At 54.2% G+C, this 17020-nt stretch carries 16 protein-coding genes; all 16 read left to right on the top strand.

The annotated features are described in order from the left end of the window. The first annotated feature begins 513 nt into the window (after positions 1-513). The 16 genes from sdhC to tolA all read left to right on the top strand — a co-directional run bounded on the left by sdhC (position 514) and on the right by tolA (position 16936). Positions 514-903 (top strand): succinate dehydrogenase cytochrome b556 subunit, encoded by a 390-nt coding sequence (gene sdhC, locus CTZ24_RS05725; RefSeq protein ID WP_036624441.1) that lies wholly within the window; start codon positions 514-516, stop codon positions 901-903. Further along, the gene (sdhD, locus tag CTZ24_RS05730) at positions 897-1244 is read left to right on the top strand and encodes a succinate dehydrogenase membrane anchor subunit (RefSeq protein ID WP_021182410.1); all 348 of its coding nucleotides are present in this window, start codon (positions 897-899) and stop codon (positions 1242-1244) included. The genes sdhC and sdhD overlap by 7 nt, the downstream gene beginning before the upstream one ends. Continuing rightward, entirely contained in the window at positions 1245-3011 is a 1767-nt protein-coding gene (gene sdhA / locus CTZ24_RS05735) for a succinate dehydrogenase flavoprotein subunit (RefSeq protein WP_208725024.1), read from the top strand. 14 nt (positions 3012-3025) lie between these two features. After that, positions 3026-3742: a succinate dehydrogenase iron-sulfur subunit gene (locus tag CTZ24_RS05740; protein WP_021182412.1), complete on the top strand. Its 717-nt coding sequence runs from the start codon at positions 3026-3028 to the stop codon at positions 3740-3742. Between the two features lie 204 nt (positions 3743-3946). After that, on the top strand, positions 3947-6754 hold the full coding sequence (gene sucA, locus CTZ24_RS05745; RefSeq protein ID WP_021182413.1) for a 2-oxoglutarate dehydrogenase E1 component: 2808 nt from the start codon (positions 3947-3949) through the stop codon (positions 6752-6754). A 15-nt stretch (positions 6755-6769) separates the two neighbouring features. Further along, on the top strand, positions 6770-7993 hold the full coding sequence (odhB, locus tag CTZ24_RS05750) for a 2-oxoglutarate dehydrogenase complex dihydrolipoyllysine-residue succinyltransferase (protein WP_208725025.1): 1224 nt from the start codon (positions 6770-6772) through the stop codon (positions 7991-7993). A 73-nt stretch (positions 7994-8066) separates the two neighbouring features. After that, the gene (sucC, locus tag CTZ24_RS05755) at positions 8067-9233 is read left to right on the top strand and encodes an ADP-forming succinate--CoA ligase subunit beta (RefSeq protein WP_013508302.1); all 1167 of its coding nucleotides are present in this window, start codon (positions 8067-8069) and stop codon (positions 9231-9233) included. Further along, positions 9233-10108 (top strand): succinate--CoA ligase subunit alpha, encoded by an 876-nt coding sequence (gene sucD, locus CTZ24_RS05760; RefSeq protein ID WP_021182416.1) that lies wholly within the window; start codon positions 9233-9235, stop codon positions 10106-10108. Before sucC ends, sucD begins: the two co-directional genes overlap by 1 nt. A 660-nt stretch (positions 10109-10768) precedes the next feature. Next, on the top strand, positions 10769-12340 hold the full coding sequence (cydA, locus tag CTZ24_RS05765) for a cytochrome ubiquinol oxidase subunit I (protein WP_021182417.1): 1572 nt from the start codon (positions 10769-10771) through the stop codon (positions 12338-12340). 11 nt (positions 12341-12351) lie between these two features. Then, positions 12352-13491, top strand: coding sequence for a cytochrome d ubiquinol oxidase subunit II (cydB, locus tag CTZ24_RS05770; protein ID WP_021182418.1), 1140 nt, complete (start codon positions 12352-12354; stop codon positions 13489-13491). A gap of 15 nt (positions 13492-13506) precedes the next feature. After that, positions 13507-13620 carry a cytochrome bd-I oxidase subunit CydX gene (gene cydX / locus CTZ24_RS05775; RefSeq protein ID WP_013508306.1) on the top strand — a complete coding sequence of 38 codons (114 nt, stop codon included), beginning with the start codon at positions 13507-13509 and terminating at the stop codon, positions 13618-13620. Further along, complete coding sequence (gene ybgE / locus CTZ24_RS05780; RefSeq protein WP_208725026.1) at positions 13620-13913, top strand: cyd operon protein YbgE; 294 nt, start codon at positions 13620-13622, stop codon at positions 13911-13913. Before cydX ends, ybgE begins: the two co-directional genes overlap by 1 nt. Positions 13914-14103: 190 nt before the next feature. Beyond that, complete coding sequence (gene ybgC, locus CTZ24_RS05785; protein WP_369700778.1) at positions 14104-14526, top strand: tol-pal system-associated acyl-CoA thioesterase; 423 nt, start codon at positions 14104-14106, stop codon at positions 14524-14526. Next, positions 14523-15209 carry a Tol-Pal system protein TolQ gene (tolQ, locus tag CTZ24_RS05790; protein WP_013508309.1) on the top strand — a complete coding sequence of 229 codons (687 nt, stop codon included), beginning with the start codon at positions 14523-14525 and terminating at the stop codon, positions 15207-15209. The genes ybgC and tolQ overlap by 4 nt, the downstream gene beginning before the upstream one ends. A gap of 13 nt (positions 15210-15222) precedes the next feature. Then, positions 15223-15651: a colicin uptake protein TolR gene (tolR, locus tag CTZ24_RS05795; protein ID WP_013508310.1), complete on the top strand. Its 429-nt coding sequence runs from the start codon at positions 15223-15225 to the stop codon at positions 15649-15651. Positions 15652-15676: 25 nt separating this feature from the next. Next, positions 15677-16936, top strand: a complete 1260-nt coding sequence (gene tolA, locus CTZ24_RS05800; RefSeq protein WP_021182421.1) for a cell envelope integrity protein TolA — start codon at positions 15677-15679, stop codon at positions 16934-16936. Positions 16937-17020: the final 84 nt, after the last annotated feature.

The following is a 17020-nucleotide window of genomic DNA, read 5'->3' on the forward strand; positions in this document are numbered from 1 at the left end:
AGAGTGAACGTTACGTTTGGGGCAGTGGCGTCCGGGCATGACATGCTGCAAATCGCGGATGTTAAAGATCCTGTCACGACATAACTTCTTGGTAACCAATAACCTGATGCTTTGTAATGCTCTGAGTGGCAATGTTACATAACTTCAGCTTAGGGGAAAGTGTATCCCCATAACTTTTGTGCATCATAGGGCTTTAATGCGTTTGTTTGTAACCGAATTGTTGAACTTTTGTCAAATCAGATAATTAAAAATGTATGAAATGTGAAATACGTGAGGGGGATCACTGTTCAGCTTAAATGTGACCAAAGAGATTGTAGGGGAATTGTAATCAGAATGTGATCCTCCTATACTGCCGCCAGGTCTCCGGAACACCCTGACACCAGGAGCCACCCAGCGTTTTCCCCGCGTCACTGAACACTGGATGTTGCTTCTTTGGTGACGGTTGCACTCTGAACACGTCCTGTGTCTCTGGTGCAACCCAGGACCGGAGGAAGCAAAATAAAAAAGAGCTGTGTGGGCAAAACCGTGAAAAAACAAAGACCTGTTAACTTGGATCTCTCGACGATCCGGTTTCCCGTTACTGCAATATCGTCCATTCTCCACCGCGTCTCCGGCGTGATCACCTTTGTCGCTCTCGGAATTCTGCTCTGGTTACTGGGTCTCTCTCTCTCTTCTCCTGAAGGTTTCCTGCAAGCCGCATCCATCATGGATAGCTTCTTCGTCAAATTCATCATGTGGGGCATTCTGACTGCGCTGGCTTACCATGTCGTGGGCGGTATTCGTCATATGTTGGCTGATTTTGGCTTTATGGAAGAAACCTTGCAGGTGGGCACCCGTTCCGCTCAGGCGGCTTTTGGTATCACTGTCGTGCTTTCAATTTTGGCTGGAGTCCTCGTATGGTAAGCAATGCTTCTGCATTAGGACGCAACGGTGTTCATGACTGGCTGTTGCTGCGTGCTGCTGCAATCTTAATTACGCTCTACATTCTCTACATTCTCGGTTTTGTGGTGATGACAGGCACGCTGACGTATGACGTCTGGCGCGGCTTCTTCGCTTCCTCCTTTACCAAAGTGTTCACGTTGCTGACGCTGTTCTCGATTCTGGTCCACGGTTGGATTGGGATGTGGCAGGTGCTGACTGACTACGTGAAACCGGTGGCGACCCGTCTGGTGTTGCAGCTGGTGGTTGTGGTGGCGCTGTTGTCCTATGCAATTTATGGAACCGTTGTAGTGTGGGGTGTGTAAATGAGTTTGCCAGTCAGAGAATTTGATGCCGTGGTGATCGGCGCGGGTGGCGCAGGTATGCGCGCCGCTCTGCAAATCTCCCAATCGGGCCTGAGTTGCGCCCTGTTATCCAAAGTGTTCCCAACCCGTTCCCATACCGTGTCGGCGCAAGGCGGTATCACCGTGGCGCTGGGTAACTCCCATGAAGATAACTGGGAATGGCATATGTATGACACCGTCAAAGGTTCCGACTATATCGGTGACCAGGACGCGATTGAATATATGTGTAAAACCGGCCCGGAAGCGATTCTGGAGCTGGAGCATATGGGTCTGCCATTCTCCCGTCTTGATGACGGCCGCGTCTATCAGCGTCCGTTTGGTGGTCAGTCAAAAAACTTCGGTGGTGAGCAGGCAGCGCGTACCGCTGCGGCCGCTGACCGTACTGGCCACGCCCTGCTGCATACCCTGTATCAGCAGAACCTGAAAAACAAAACCACCATCTTCTCCGAATGGTATGCGCTGGACCTGGTGAAAAATGAAGACGGTGCGATTGTCGGTTGTACCGCTATCTGCATCGAAACCGGTGAAACCGTCTACTTCAAAGCCAAAGCTACCATCCTGGCAACCGGCGGTGCGGGACGTATTTATCAGTCCACCACCAACGCCCACATCAACACCGGCGACGGCGTTGGCATGGCGCTGCGCGCTGGCGTGCCGATGCAGGATATGGAGATGTGGCAGTTCCACCCAACCGGCATTGCCGGAGCCGGTGTTCTGGTAACCGAAGGTTGTCGTGGTGAAGGCGGTTATCTGCTGAACAAACACGGCGAACGCTTTATGGAACGCTATGCGCCAAACGCCAAAGACCTGGCGGGGCGTGACGTGGTCGCTCGTTCCATGATGGTGGAGATCCGTGAAGGTCGTGGTTGTGACGGCCCGTGGGGTCCGCATATCAAACTGAAGCTCGACCATCTGGGTGCAGAAGTGCTGGAGTCACGTCTGCCGGGCATTCTCGAGCTGTCGCGTACCTTTGCTCACGTCGATCCGATTAAAGAACCGATTCCGGTCATTCCAACCTGTCACTACATGATGGGTGGCGTGCCGACCAAAGTCACCGGTCAGGCGCTGCGCGTCAATGAGCAGGGTGAAGATGAAGTGATTCCAGGCCTGTTCGCGGTGGGTGAAATCGCCTGCGTATCGGTACACGGTGCTAACCGTCTTGGCGGTAACTCACTGCTTGACCTGGTGGTGTTTGGCCGTGCAGCGGGTCTGCATCTGGCGGAATGTATCGAAGAGCAGGGTGAACTGCGCGATGCCAGCCAGGAAGAGATCGACGCGGCAATGGCACGTTTCAACCGTTGGGAAAACAACACCACTGGCGAAGACCCGGTTGAGATTCGCAAAGCACTGCAACGCTGTATGCAGAACAACTTCTCGGTGTTCCGTGAAGGTGAAGCGATGGCGCAGGGGCTGGAAGAGTTAAAAGTGATCCGTGAGCGTCTGAAAACCGCGCGTCTGGATGACCGTTCACCGGACTTCAATACTCAGCGTATCGAGTGTCTTGAACTGGATAACCTGCTGGAAACCGCGTATGCCACGGCAGTGGCGGCGAACTTCCGTACCGAAAGCCGTGGTGCGCATAGCCGCTTCGACTACCCGGATCGCGATGATGAAAACTGGCTGTGCCACAGCCTCTATGTTCCGCAAACGGAAAGCATGACGCGCCGTGAGGTGAACATGCAACCGAAACTGCGTGCGGCCTTCCCGCCGAAAGCGCGTACTTACTAATTGCGGAGATCATCATGAGACTCGAATTTTCAATCTATCGTTACAACCCGGAAGTGGATGACGCGCCGCGTATGCAGGAGTACAGCCTGGAAGCGGAAGACGGTCGCGATATGATGCTGCTGGATGCGCTGATCAAGCTGAAAGAGAAAGATCCGACGCTGGCGTTCCGTCGCTCCTGTCGTGAAGGCGTGTGCGGGTCCGATGGCCTGAACATGAACGGCAAAAACGGTCTGGCGTGCATCACCCCGGTCTCTGCGCTGGGTAATGGTTCGAAGAAAATTGTTATCCGTCCATTGCCTGGTTTGCCGGTGATCCGCGATCTGGTTGTGGATATGGGGCAATTCTACGCACAATATGAGAAGATTAAGCCTTACCTGTTGAATAACGGGGAAAATCCACCGGCACGCGAGCATTTACAAAGCCCGGCTGAGCGTGAGCATCTGGATGGCCTGTACGAGTGTATCCTCTGCGCCTGCTGCTCAACCTCATGCCCGTCGTTCTGGTGGAACCCGGATAAATTCATCGGTCCGGCCGGTCTGCTGGCGGCTTACCGTTTCCTGATTGACAGCCGCGATACGGAAACTGATGCGCGTCTGGATAATCTGAACGATGCTTTCAGTGTATTCCGCTGTCACAGCATCATGAACTGTGTGAGCGTGTGCCCGAAAGGACTAAACCCGACGCGCGCCATCGGCCATATTAAGTCGATGCTGCTGCAACGCGGGGCGTAATCACCACCACTGTCCGGGAACCTCAGGTTCCCGGCAGTTTACGGAAGCCTCTATAAGCGCGGTCAACACCACGCTTATAAAGGTTCCCTTACGAGTCGGGCGCCGATAGCGCAAGGGCTCGTATCGCTGAACTCACTACGGCAAGCCGCGAAAGCGGCAACAATGAAACCTCAAAAAAAGCATACTAATGCTTAAGGGATCACAATGCAGAACAGCGCGATGAAGCCCTGGCTGGACTCCTCCTGGCTGGCCGGCGCGAACCAATCTTACATAGAGCAACTCTATGAGGATTTCCTGACCGATCCTGACTCTGTTGATGCAGTGTGGCGCGACATGTTCCAACAGCTGCCTGGCACTGGCGTGAAACCTGAGCAGTTTCACTCCACCACGCGTGATTACTTCCGCCGCCTGGCGAAAGATGCTGCGCGTTACACTTCCACAGTCACTGATCCGGCCACCAACTCCAAACAGGTTAAGGTGTTGCAGCTGATCAACGCCTTCCGCTTTCGCGGACACCAGCACGCTAACCTTGATCCACTCGGCTTGTGGAAGCAGGACGCTGTACCGGATCTCGACCCGGTTTATCACGACCTGACCGACGCCGATTTTCAGGAAAGCTTTAACGTAGGCTCATTTGCTATCGGCAAAGAGACCATGAAGCTGGCCGATCTCTATGAGGCGCTGAAGCAAACCTACTGCGGCTCCATTGGTGCCGAGTATATGCATATCACCAACACCGATGAAAAACGCTGGATTCAACAGCGTATCGAATCGGTGGTGGGGCACGCGACGTTCAGCACGGATGAGAAAAAAGGTTTCCTGAAAGAACTGACAGCGGCAGAAGGCCTGGAAAAATATCTGGGCGCTAAATTCCCGGGCGCAAAACGCTTCTCGCTGGAAGGCGGCGACGCGCTGATTCCAATGCTGCGTGAGATGATCCGTCATGCCGGTAAGAGTGGCACGCGTGAAGTGGTGCTGGGTATGGCACACCGTGGTCGTCTTAACGTCTTGATCAACGTGCTGGGTAAAAAGCCCCAGGATCTGTTCGACGAGTTCTCCGGTAAGCATAAAGAACATCTCGGCACCGGTGACGTGAAGTACCACATGGGCTTCTCGTCAGACGTGGAAACCGAAGGCGGCCTGGTGCATCTGGCGCTGGCGTTTAACCCGTCGCACCTCGAAATCGTTAGCCCGGTGGTGATGGGTTCGGTGCGTGCGCGTCTGGATCGTCTGGCAGAACCAAGCAGCAATAAAGTGCTGCCAATCACCATTCATGGTGATGCAGCGGTAACCGGCCAGGGCGTGGTGCAGGAAACCCTGAACATGTCGCAGGCGCGTGGTTACGAAGTGGGCGGTACCGTTCGCATCGTGATCAACAACCAGGTGGGCTTCACCACCTCTAACCCGCTGGACGCGCGTTCTACGCCGTACTGCACCGATATCGGTAAAATGGTGCAGGCACCGATTTTCCACGTTAACGCGGATGATCCGGAAGCCGTTGCCTTTGTTACCCGACTGGCGCTCGACTATCGCAACACCTTCAAACGTGATGTGTTTATCGATCTGGTGTGCTACCGCCGTCATGGCCATAACGAAGCCGACGAGCCAAGTGCAACCCAGCCGCTGATGTACCAGAAAATCAAAAAGCATCCGACACCGCGTAAAATCTATGCCGATCGTCTGGAAGCGGATGGTATTGCCAAACTGGAAGATGCCACCGAGATGGTCAACCTGTACCGCGACGCACTGGATGCCGGTGAATGCGTGGTGCCGGAATGGCGTCCGATGAGTCTGCATTCTTTCACCTGGTCACCGTATCTCAACCACGACTGGGATGAGAGCTACCCGGCAACTGTGGAGATGAAACGTTTGCAGGAACTGGCGCGTCGTATCAGCCAGGTGCCGGAAGCGGTTGAAGTCCAGGGGCGTGTCGCCAAGATTTACAACGATCGTAAAGAGATGGCCGAAGGCAACAAAGCCTTTGACTGGGGCGGCGCGGAGAACCTCGCTTACGCTACGCTGGTGGATGAAGGCATCCCGGTCCGTCTGTCTGGTGAAGACTCCGGCCGTGGCACCTTCTTCCATCGTCATGCGGTAGTGCACAACCAGGCGAACGGTTCAACCTACACGCCGTTGCACCATATCCATCATGGTCAGGGCCAGTTCAAAGTTTGGGACTCCGTCCTGTCCGAAGAAGCGGTGCTGGCGTTTGAATACGGTTATGCCACCGCAGAGCCGCGCGTGCTGACCATCTGGGAAGCGCAGTTCGGTGACTTTGCCAACGGTGCTCAGGTGGTAATCGACCAGTTCATCAGTTCCGGCGAGCAGAAGTGGGGCCGTATGTGTGGCCTGGTGATGCTGCTGCCGCATGGCTACGAAGGACAAGGCCCGGAGCACTCCTCCGCCCGTCTGGAACGCTATCTGCAACTCTGTGCTGAGCAGAACATGCAGGTGTGTGTACCGTCTACGCCAGCGCAGGTTTACCATATGCTGCGTCGTCAGGCGTTACGCGGCATGCGTCGTCCGTTGATCGTGATGTCACCGAAGTCGTTGCTGCGTCATCCGCTGGCGATTTCCACACTCGACGAACTGGCGAACGGCAGCTTCCAGCCGGCTATCGGCGAAATCGACGCCCTTGATGCGAAACAGGTAAAACGCGTAGTGATGTGTTCTGGTAAGGTCTATTACGACCTGCTGGAGCAACGTCGTAAGAACGAGAAAAACGACGTCGCGATTATTCGTATCGAGCAGTTATACCCGTTCCCGCATAAAGCGGTACAGGAAGCATTAAAAGCTTATGCCCATGTGCAGGATTTTGTCTGGTGTCAGGAAGAACCACTGAATCAGGGTGCATGGTATTGCAGTCAGCATCATTTCCGCGAAGTGATTCCGTTTGGTGCGTCACTGCGTTATGCAGGCCGTCCGGCTTCGGCTTCACCGGCCGTGGGCTACATGTCTGTACATCAAAAACAGCAGCAAGACCTGGTTAACGACGCGCTGAACCTTGGTTAATAAAAAGGAAAGATAATGAGTAGTGTAGATATTCTCGTTCCCGATTTGCCTGAATCCGTAGCGGATGCAACGGTAGCCACCTGGCATAAAAAACCCGGCGACGCGGTCAGTCGCGATGAAGTGATTGTCGAAATCGAAACCGACAAAGTGGTACTGGAAGTACCGGCTGCTGCCGATGGTGTTCTGGATGCGGTGCTGGAAGATGAAGGCGCAACCGTGACCTCTCGTCAGATCCTGGGCCGTCTGAAGGAAGGCAACAGCAGCGGGAAAGAGACTACCGCCAAAGTGGAGAGCAAGGAGTCAACGCCAGCACAGCGTCAGACTGCTTCTCTTGAAGAAGAGAGCAATGACGCGCTCAGCCCGGCGATTCGCCGTCTGATCGCGGAGCACGACCTTGACGCCAGCCAGATCAAAGGCAGCGGCGTGGGCGGTCGTATCACCCGTGAAGATGTAGAAAAACATCTGGCGAAGAAACCGGAAGCTAAAGCCGCACCGGCGGCGCAGCCTGCTGCCGCTGCTGCGCCGACGGCGATTGCGAACCGCAGCGAGAAGCGTGTACCGATGACGCGTCTGCGTAAGCGCGTGGCTGAGCGTCTGCTGGAAGCGAAGAACAGCACCGCGATGCTGACGACCTTCAACGAAGTGAACATGAAGCCGATCATGGATCTGCGTAAGCAGTACGGCGATGCCTTCGAGAAGCGTCACGGCGTGCGTCTGGGCTTTATGTCTTTCTACATCAAAGCCGTGGTTGAAGCGCTGAAACGCTTCCCGGAAGTGAACGCGTCTATCGATGGCGAAGACGTGGTGTATCACAACTATTTCGACGTCAGCATCGCGGTATCAACCCCGCGTGGTCTGGTGACGCCAGTGCTGAAAGATGTTGATGCGCTGAGCATGGCTGACATCGAGAAGAAAATTAAAGAGCTGGCGGTAAAAGGCCGTGACGGCAAGCTGACCGTTGAAGAACTGACCGGCGGTAACTTCACCATCACCAACGGTGGGGTGTTCGGTTCGCTGATGTCCACGCCTATCATCAACCCACCGCAGAGTGCGATCCTGGGTATGCACGCTATCAAAGATCGTCCGATGGCAGTGAATGGTCAGGTTGTGGTGCTGCCAATGATGTATCTGGCGCTCTCCTATGATCACCGTCTGATCGATGGCCGCGAGTCTGTCGGCTATCTGGTGGCCGTGAAAGAGATGCTGGAAGATCCGGCTCGTCTGCTGCTGGACGTCTAATTTTCACCGGGCGCGTTCTTAAGGGCGCGCCCAACACTCATTAGTCTTTTCAGACCTGAATGGATAGAACATCATGAACTTACACGAATACCAGGCGAAACAGCTGTTTGCACGGTATGGTATGCCGGCACCGACTGGCTACGCCTGTACTACGCCACGCGAAGCAGAAGAAGCCGCCTCTAAAATTGGCGCAGGCCCGTGGGTAGTGAAATGTCAGGTTCATGCCGGTGGCCGCGGTAAAGCGGGCGGTGTGAAAGTGGTTAAGAGCAAAGAAGAGATCCGCGCCTTTGCAGAACACTGGCTGGGCAAACGTCTGGTGACCTATCAAACTGACGCCGAAGGCCAGCCGGTAAACCAGATTCTGGTTGAAGCCGCGACTGACATCGATCAGGAGCTGTACCTGGGTGCGGTCGTTGACCGTGCCAGCCGTCGCGTGGTCTTTATGGCCTCGACCGAAGGTGGTGTTGAGATCGAGAAAGTGGCGGAAGAGACCCCGCACCTGATCCACAAAATGGCACTCGATCCGTTGGCCGGTCCTCAGCCGTATCAGGGCCGCGAGCTGGCGTTCAAACTGGGCCTGACCGGTAAGCAAGTCAGCCAGTTCACCAAAATCTTTATGGGTCTGGCGACCATGTTCCTCGAGCGCGATCTGGCGCTGGTAGAGATCAACCCGCTGGTCGTTACCAAGCAGGGTGACCTGGTGTGCCTCGATGGCAAACTGGGTGCCGATGGCAACGCCCTGTTCCGTCAGCCGGAACTGCGTGAAATGCGTGACCCGAGCCAGGAAGATCCGCGTGAAGCTCATGCAACGCAGTGGGAACTGAACTACGTCGCACTGGAAGGCAACATTGGCTGTATGGTCAACGGTGCCGGTCTGGCGATGGGTACCATGGACATCGTGAAACACCACGGTGGTCAGCCTGCAAACTTCCTTGATGTCGGCGGCGGCGCAACCAAAGAGCGCGTAACCGAAGCCTTCAAAATCATCCTGTCTGACGATGCGGTTAAAGCCGTATTCGTTAACATCTTCGGCGGCATCGTGCGTTGCGACCTGATCGCAGACGGCATCATCGGTGCAGTGGCAGAAGTGGGTGTCAACGTACCGGTGGTGGTACGTCTGGAAGGTAACAACGCCGAGCTGGGCGCTAAGAAACTGGCGGACAGCGGTCTGAACATCATTGCAGCAACCAGCCTGACAGACGCGGCACAGCGTGTTGTTGCTGCTGCGGAGGGTAAATAATGTCCATTTTGATCGACAAAAACACCAAAGTCATTTGCCAGGGTTTCACCGGTGGCCAGGGGACTTTCCACTCTGAGCAGGCGCTGGCCTATGGTACTCAGCTGGTTGGCGGTGTGACGCCGGGCAAAGGCGGCACCACCCATCTCGGTCTGCCGGTGTTTAACACCGTGCGCGAAGCGGTAGAAGCAACAGGCGCAACCGCCACCGTGATCTACGTTCCGGCTCCGTTCTGCAAAGACGGTATCCTGGAAGCGATCGATGCCGGTATCAAACTGATCATCACCATCACCGAAGGTATCCCGACGCTGGATATGCTGACCGTGAAAGTGAAGCTGGATGAAGCTGGTGTGCGCATGATCGGCCCGAACTGTCCGGGTGTGATCACCCCAGGCGAATGTAAAATCGGTATCATGCCGGGCCACATTCACCTGCCGGGCCGCGTAGGTATCGTGTCACGTTCTGGCACCCTGACCTATGAAGCGGTTAAACAGACCACCGATATCGGTTATGGTCAGTCTACTTGTGTCGGCATCGGTGGTGACCCGATCCCGGGTTCTAACTTCATCGACATCCTGAAAATGTTCCAGGAAGACCCGCAGACCGAAGCGATCGTGATGATTGGTGAGATCGGCGGTAGTGCTGAAGAAGAAGCTGCTGCCTATATCAAAGAACACGTCACCAAGCCGGTTGTTGGTTACATCGCCGGTGTGACTGCGCCGAAAGGTAAACGTATGGGCCACGCCGGTGCAATCATTGCCGGTGGTAAAGGTACGGCGGATGAGAAATTCGCTGCACTGGAAGCGGCTGGCGTGAAAACCGTGCGCAGCCTGGCTGACATCGGTGATGCGGTGAAAGCGGTACTGCCTGCTAAATAAGTTTACGTTTTTGATCTAAGCCACCTGCGGGTGGCTTTTTTTATGTCCGTAGCCACTGAAAAAGTGGGGAAAAATCCTACGCAGTGAAAATTGCCGTCTATGCTTACTTTGTCAGAAAGGTAAAGAAGGGCAAATTCGAAGGCGTTCTGTTTGAAAGTTAGGAAAGTCTTACCCGCCGCTTCGTTAAATTTTTATGGCAAAGGTAATTATTTTCTTAATTACGTCATCGTCTCATGACAACTAATTAACAACCTGCCTAACAATACATATCTGGAAATTTTGTACGTTATCTCAGATCAATAAATGCTGAGATATAACAAACTTTACCGCTGGCAAAGCGCAGCGCAAACGGTATAAATTGCGCTACATCAATTCAATCATTTCCATGTTTTTTCAGGAGTTTGTGCCAGGCGTTGTTATATCAATTCTGTCGCCACCGCACTCTCGACTGTCGAAAACCGATTGTTGCGATGAGTTTTCAGGGTTTTTTCATCACAGTTACTCGCTCACTTCGGGCAGCAGATTACTCTGTTCTGTCGGTAACAAAACAAAACTGGAATCAATAATCAGTCGTTCCTGACTCTTATTCTGCACGTCAATGTCTGTCTTTTTACCGTTGTCGCCCGCAGAAGGAGTTCATGCGAGGAGCAAGGAGTCATCATGTTAGATATTGTCGAGCTGTCGCGTTTACAGTTTGCTCTGACGGCGATGTACCATTTCCTGTTCGTGCCATTAACGCTGGGTATGGCGTTTCTGTTGGCGATCATGGAAACCGTATACGTCCTGACGGGGAAACAAATTTATAAAGATATGACCAAATTCTGGGGCAAGTTGTTTGGTATCAACTTTGCCCTGGGTGTGGCGACCGGTCTGACCATGGAGTTTCAGTTCGGTACCAACTGGTCTTATTACTCACATTACGTCGGCGATATCTTTGGTGCGCCGCTGGCCATCGAAGGCCTGATGGCGTTCTTCCTTGAATCTACCTTTGTCGGCCTGTTCTTCTTCGGCTGGGATCGCCTCGGTAAGGTACAACACCTGACGGTGACCTGGCTGGTGGCGCTGGGTTCGAACATGTCAGCGCTGTGGATCCTCGTGGCGAACGGCTGGATGCAAAACCCGATTGCCTCTGAGTTCAACTTCGAAACCATGCGTATGGAGATGGTGAGCTTCTCCGAACTGGTGCTCAACCCGGTGGCGCAGGTGAAATTCGTGCACACGGTGGCAGCCGGTTACACCGCAGGGGCGATGTTTATCCTCGGTATCAGCTCATGGTATCTGTTGAAAGGGCGTGACATTGCTTTCGCTAAGCGCTCCTTCGCGATTGCCGCCAGCTTCGGTATGGCTGCGGTGCTCTCCGTTATCGTACTGGGTGATGAATCCGGCTATGAAATGGGTGATGTGCAGAAAACCAAACTGGCTGCCATCGAAGCGGAATGGGAAACGCAACCTGCGCCTGCCTCCTTTACCTTGTTCGGTATTCCAGATCAGGACGCGCAGCAAAACAGATACGCTATCCAGATTCCTTATCTGCTCGGTTTGATAGCCACTCGTTCGGTGGATACGCCGGTTACCGGCCTGAAAGAGTTGCTGGCGCAGCATGAAGTGCGTATCCGTAACGGTATGAAGGCCTATGCGTTACTCAACGAATTGCGTGCAGGTAGCAAGGATCCGGCAGTGCGTACCGCTTTTGAGCAAAGCAAACAGGATCTCGGTTATGGCTTGCTGCTGAAGCGTTATACCCCGGACGTGGCTAACGCTACCGAAGCGCAGATTCAGAAAGCGACGGCGGACTCGATCCCTCGCGTCGCACCGCTCTATTTTGCCTTCCGTATCATGGTGCTATGCGGCGTGCTGCTGCTGGCAATCATTGCGTTGTCGTTCCTGAGTGTGATCCGCAATCGCATCGGCAAGTGGCCGTGGCTGCTTAAAGCGGCACTGTATGGCATCCCACTGCCGTGGATCGCCATCGAATCAGGTTGGTTTGTCGCGGAATATGGTCGTCAACCTTGGGCGGTCGGTGAGGTGTTGCCGACGGCAGTGGCGAACTCTTCGCTGACTACTGGTGACGTGCTGTTCTCCATGATTCTGATATGCGGTCTGTACACCCTGTTCCTGGTGGCGGAGATGTATTTGATGTTCAAATTTGCCCGCCTTGGTCCAAGCAGCCTGAAAACGGGCCGCTACCACCATGAGCAGATTGGCTCATCGACTCAACCGGCGCGTGGATAAGGAGAGCTACCATGTTTGATTATGAAGTGTTGCGATTTATCTGGTGGCTGCTGATCGGCATTCTGCTGGTTGGGTTTGCCGTCACTGAAGGTTTCGACATGGGGGTAGGGATGCTGGTCCGTATTATGGGCCGCACCGATACCGAACGTCGCGTAATGATCAACACCATTGCCCCGCACTGGGATGGGAACCAGGTGTGGCTGATCACCGCAGGTGGCGCGCTTTTCGCTGCCTGGCCGATGGTGTACGCCGCCGCATTTTCTGGCTTCTATGTCGCGATGATCCTGGTGCTGTCGTCACTGTTCTTCCGTCCGGTCGGTTTTGATTACCGCTCCAAGATTGAAGATGTGCGCTGGCGTGGCACCTGGGACTGGGGCATCTTTATCGGTAGCTTTGTACCGCCGTTGGTGATTGGCGTGGCATTCGGTAACCTGTTGCAGGGCGTACCCTTCCACGCTGACGAATACCTGCGTCTGTTCTATACCGGCAACTTCTTCCAGCTGTTAAATCCGTTTGGCCTGCTGGCTGGCGTGATCAGTGTGGCGATGTTCCTGGCACAGGGCGCAACTTATCTGCAAATGCGTACCACTGGCGAACTGCATGTCCGTTCACGTTCTGTTGCGCAGATCTCCGCCTTAGTGATGATGGTGTGCTTCATTCTCGCTGGTGTGTGGGTGAAATACGGTATTGATGGTTATGTGGTGAAAAGCGTTATCGATCACCATGCGGCGTCTAACCCACTGGGTAAAGATGTGGTACGTGAAGCCGGAGCCTGGCTGGTGAACTTTGAGCAGACGCCGATCCTGTGGATCTTCCCGTTACTGGGTGTGCTGATGCCGCTGCTGACCATCCTGTGTTCGCGTGCTGAGAAGGGTGCCTGGGCATTTATCTTCTCTTCACTGACTCTGGCGGGTGTGATCATGACGGTAGGCATTGCGATGTTCCCGTTCATCATGCCATCCAGCACCGTGCCGGGCACCAGCCTGACCATGTGGGATGCAACCTCCAGTGCGCTGACGCTGAAAATTATGACCTTTGCGGCCATCGTGTTTGTGCCGATCATTCTGCTGTACACCACCTGGTGTTACTACAAAATGTATGGTCGCATCACCAAAGAACACATTGAGAGCAATACGCACTCCCTGTACTGATTAAGGAGAAAGAGCATGTGGTATTTTGCCTGGATACTTGGCACCCTGCTGGCTTGTTCGTTCGGTGTGATCGCGGCACTGGCGCTGGAGCGTGCGGAAGAAGCCGCAGCAAAGGGTGATAAAGCCTGATGCGCGGATTGTTTCAGACACTGTATCGTCTGATGGATAAGGGCCCGTTGCGGGCCCTTTCACTATTGCTGGCCCTATGGCTGGCGGGGTGTGTGTTCTGGGATCCGTCGCGCTTCGCGGCGAAGACCAGCGCTCTCTCTGTCTGGCATGGACTGGTGCTGATTTGGGCGGTATGTACTGGCGTGATTCATGGTACCGGGTTCCGTCCTCAGCGCTTGCGTTGGCAAGCGTTGTTCACACCGTTACCGGCAATGGTCGTGTTGGCGGCGGGAATCATCTGGTTTTACCGTTAAGTCAACGATCAGGACGAATGTTGTCCTTTTTCTGTAGAAATTTCAGGCGCTGGTGTGAGGTTATGTCAGCGCCTGGTCAAGAAACCTGCCAAAAATCCTTCCGATTGTTACCGTGTGATAATTATTTTCTCGCGGCGTCAGCGGGCCATTCCCAAGCTGATCTCACTTGCGTATAGTAGCAACGTTTAAAATGATACCGGGATGTAGAGTGAGTACAACGCTGTTTCGCTGGCCGGTTCGGGTCTATTACGAAGACACCGACGCCGGTGGTGTGGTTTACCATGCCAGCTATATCGCTTTTTATGAACGAGCACGTACTGAGATGTTGCGCCAGCACCATTTCAATCAACAGACGTTGCTGGAACAGCAAATCTGTTTTGTGGTACGGCGTATGACGGTGGACTATCTTGCGGCAGCACGTCTTGACGATCTTCTGGAAATCCAGAGTGAAGTGACCTCAATGACGCGAGCCACCATGACGTTCTCGCAGCGTATCGTGAATAATGAAGGCAAAGTGCTCAATGAAGCAGAAGTCCTGATTGCCTGCATCAACCCACATCTAATGAAGCCGATTGCGCTTCCCAAGTCTATTGTCGCGGAGTTCAAGCAGTGACTGACATGAATATTCTTGATTTGTTCCTGAAGGCAAGCCTTCTGGTCAAACTTATCATGTTGATTTTGATCGGCTTTTCCATTGCCTCCTGGGCAATCATTATTCAGCGTACCCGCATTCTCAATGCTGCCGGGCGCGAAGCCGAAGCGTTTGAAGATAAATTCTGGTCAGGTATCGAGCTGTCTCGCCTGTATCAGGAGAGCCAGGGACGTCGTGACGAACTGAACGGCTCAGAGCAGATTTTCTATTCCGGTTTTAAAGAGTTCGCGCGCCTGCATCGCGCCAATAGCCACGCGCCAGAAGCGGTGGTGGAAGGTGCCAGCCGTGCCATGCGTATCTCGATGAACCGTGAACTGGAAGCGCTGGAAAACCACATTCCTTTCCTTGGCACCGTCGGTTCCATCAGTCCTTATATCGGTCTGTTTGGTACGGTGTGGGGGATTATGCACGCCTTTATCGCCCTCGGTGCGGTGAAGCAGGCTACCTTGCAAATGGTTGCGCCGGGTATCGCTGAAGCGCTGATCGCCACCGCAATCGGTCTGTTTGCCGCGATTCCGGCGGTCATGGCGTACAACCGTCTGAACCAGCGTGTGAATAAGCTGGAGCAGGGCTACGACAACTTTATGGAAGAGTTCACGGCTATCCTGCATCGTCAGGCTTTCTCCACCGACAATACGAAGTAAGTCGAGGTAAACGATGGCCAGAACCCGTGGTCGCGGACGCCGCGACCTTAAGTCGGAAATCAACATCGTTCCACTCCTGGACGTGCTGCTGGTGCTGCTGCTGATTTTTATGGCAACCGCGCCGATCATTACCCAAAGTGTGGAAGTGGATCTGCCGGATGCGACTGATTCAAAAACAGTTTCCAGCGATGATAATCCGCCGGTGATTGTCGAAGTTTCCGGGGTAGGGCAGTACAGCCTGGTGGTGGATCACGATCGTATGAACCAACTGCCTCCTGAGCAAGTGGTGAGCGAAGCGCAGCGCCGACTGGAAGCCAATCCGAAGACTGTTTTTCTGATCGGTGGTGCGAAAGATGTGCCTTACGACGAAATCATCAAGGCGCTTAACCTGCTGCATCAGGCTGGCGTGAAATCTGTCGGTTTGATGACGCAGCCGATTTAAAGCGAACCGTTTTTGGGAACCGAGAGTGTCGAAGGCAACCGAGCAAAACGAGAAGTTAAAACGCGCGATAATCATTTCGGTGATTCTGCACATCGTGTTGATCGCCTTGCTGATTTGGAGCTCGTTTAACGAAAAAATCGAATCCAGCGGCGGTGGCGGCGGTAGCGATATCGACGCGGTAATGGTCGACCCGGGTGCCGTGGTCGATCAATACAATCGTCAGCAGAATCAACAAAGCGATAGCAAGCGTGCCGAGCAGCAGCGCGAGAAACAGGCGCAGCAGCAGGCTGAAGAGTTGCAACAGAAGCAGGCCGCCGAACAACAGCGTCTGAAAGAGCTGGAGAAAGAGCGTTTGCAGGCGCAACAGGAAGCCAAAGAGCAGGCGAAACAGCAGGCCGAGCAGCAGAAAGCGGCTGAAGCGGCGGCAAAACAGGCGCAGGAAGAACAGAAAGCGGCTGAAGCGGCAGCGGCGAAAGCCAAAGCCGACGCTAAAGCGCAGGCCGATGCACAGGCAAAAGCGGCGGCAGAAGCTCAGGCGAAAGCCGCTGCTGAAGCGAAGCAGGCAGCAGCTGAAGCGAAGAAACAGGCTGAGCAAGAGGCGAAGGCGGCAGCAGCCGAAGCGGCGAAAGAGAAAGCGGCGCAGGAAGCGAAAGCAGCGGCTCAGGCGAAAGCCAAAGCGGATGCCGAAGCGAAAGCGCAGGCCGCGGCCGATGCCAAGGCAAAAGCCGCGCAGGAAGCCAAAGAGAAAGCGGCTGAAGACGCGAAAGCTAAGGCTGCGGCTGAGGCGAAAGAAAAAGCCGAAGCAGCAGCGAAAGCGAAGGCGGATGCCGCGGCGAAAGCCAAAGCAGCAGCTGACGCGAAGAAGAAAGCAGCTGCCGAAGCGGCGAAGAATGAAAACGCTGTTGATGATCTGCTGGGTGGTCTTTCATCCGGTAAGAATGCACCGAAAAGTGGGAACGCTTCCGGTGGCGGGGCTGCGGCTGGACAAGGTAATCAGAAGAAAGCCGGTGCTTCAGGAGCCGAAATTAACTCCTATATGGGTCAGGTTGTGGCAGCAATTCAGAGCCGTTTCTATGATGCTGATTCCTACAAAGGTAAAGAGTGTAACCTGCGCATCAAGCTGGCTCCGGATGGCTTGCTGATTGATGTGAGGGCGGAGGGTGGCGATCCTGCGTTGTGTCAGGCGGCAGTCTCGGCGGCGAAACAAGCACGCATACCGAAGCCACCTTCACAGGCGGTGTATGAGGTGTTCAAAAACGCACCAATGGATTTCAAACCTCAGTAATGCAGTAACATACGGCAGGTTGAACTAAGGTTAGCTTGCCGTATTCTATGAGTACCCGTGTTTTTTCAGGAACAGTGCGAATTA

The sequence above is a fragment of the Pantoea phytobeneficialis genome, from assembly GCF_009728735.1.
Lineage (GTDB): Bacteria > Pseudomonadota > Gammaproteobacteria > Enterobacterales > Enterobacteriaceae > Pantoea > Pantoea phytobeneficialis.

Excerpts from the sequence above, each read along its gene's own strand:
- sdhD (WP_021182410.1), top strand. The coding sequence starts at position 897 with ATGGTAAGCAATGCTTCTGCATTAGGACGCAACGGTGTTCATGACTGG.
- ybgC (WP_369700778.1), top strand. The coding sequence starts at position 14,104 with ATGATACCGGGATGTAGAGTGAGTACAACGCTGTTTCGCTGGCCGGTT.
- odhB (WP_208725025.1), top strand. The coding sequence starts at position 6,770 with ATGAGTAGTGTAGATATTCTCGTTCCCGATTTGCCTGAATCCGTAGCG.
- CTZ24_RS05740 (WP_021182412.1), top strand. The coding sequence starts at position 3,026 with ATGAGACTCGAATTTTCAATCTATCGTTACAACCCGGAAGTGGATGAC.
- cydA (WP_021182417.1), top strand. The coding sequence starts at position 10,769 with ATGTTAGATATTGTCGAGCTGTCGCGTTTACAGTTTGCTCTGACGGCG.
- sdhA (WP_208725024.1), top strand. The coding sequence starts at position 1,245 with ATGAGTTTGCCAGTCAGAGAATTTGATGCCGTGGTGATCGGCGCGGGT.
- tolR (WP_013508310.1), top strand. The coding sequence starts at position 15,223 with ATGGCCAGAACCCGTGGTCGCGGACGCCGCGACCTTAAGTCGGAAATC.
- cydB (WP_021182418.1), top strand. The coding sequence starts at position 12,352 with ATGTTTGATTATGAAGTGTTGCGATTTATCTGGTGGCTGCTGATCGGC.
- cydX (WP_013508306.1), top strand. The coding sequence starts at position 13,507 with ATGTGGTATTTTGCCTGGATACTTGGCACCCTGCTGGCTTGTTCGTTC.
- sucC (WP_013508302.1), top strand. The coding sequence starts at position 8,067 with ATGAACTTACACGAATACCAGGCGAAACAGCTGTTTGCACGGTATGGT.
- sucA (WP_021182413.1), top strand. The coding sequence starts at position 3,947 with ATGCAGAACAGCGCGATGAAGCCCTGGCTGGACTCCTCCTGGCTGGCC.
- ybgE (WP_208725026.1), top strand. The coding sequence starts at position 13,620 with ATGCGCGGATTGTTTCAGACACTGTATCGTCTGATGGATAAGGGCCCG.
- sucD (WP_021182416.1), top strand. The coding sequence starts at position 9,233 with ATGTCCATTTTGATCGACAAAAACACCAAAGTCATTTGCCAGGGTTTC.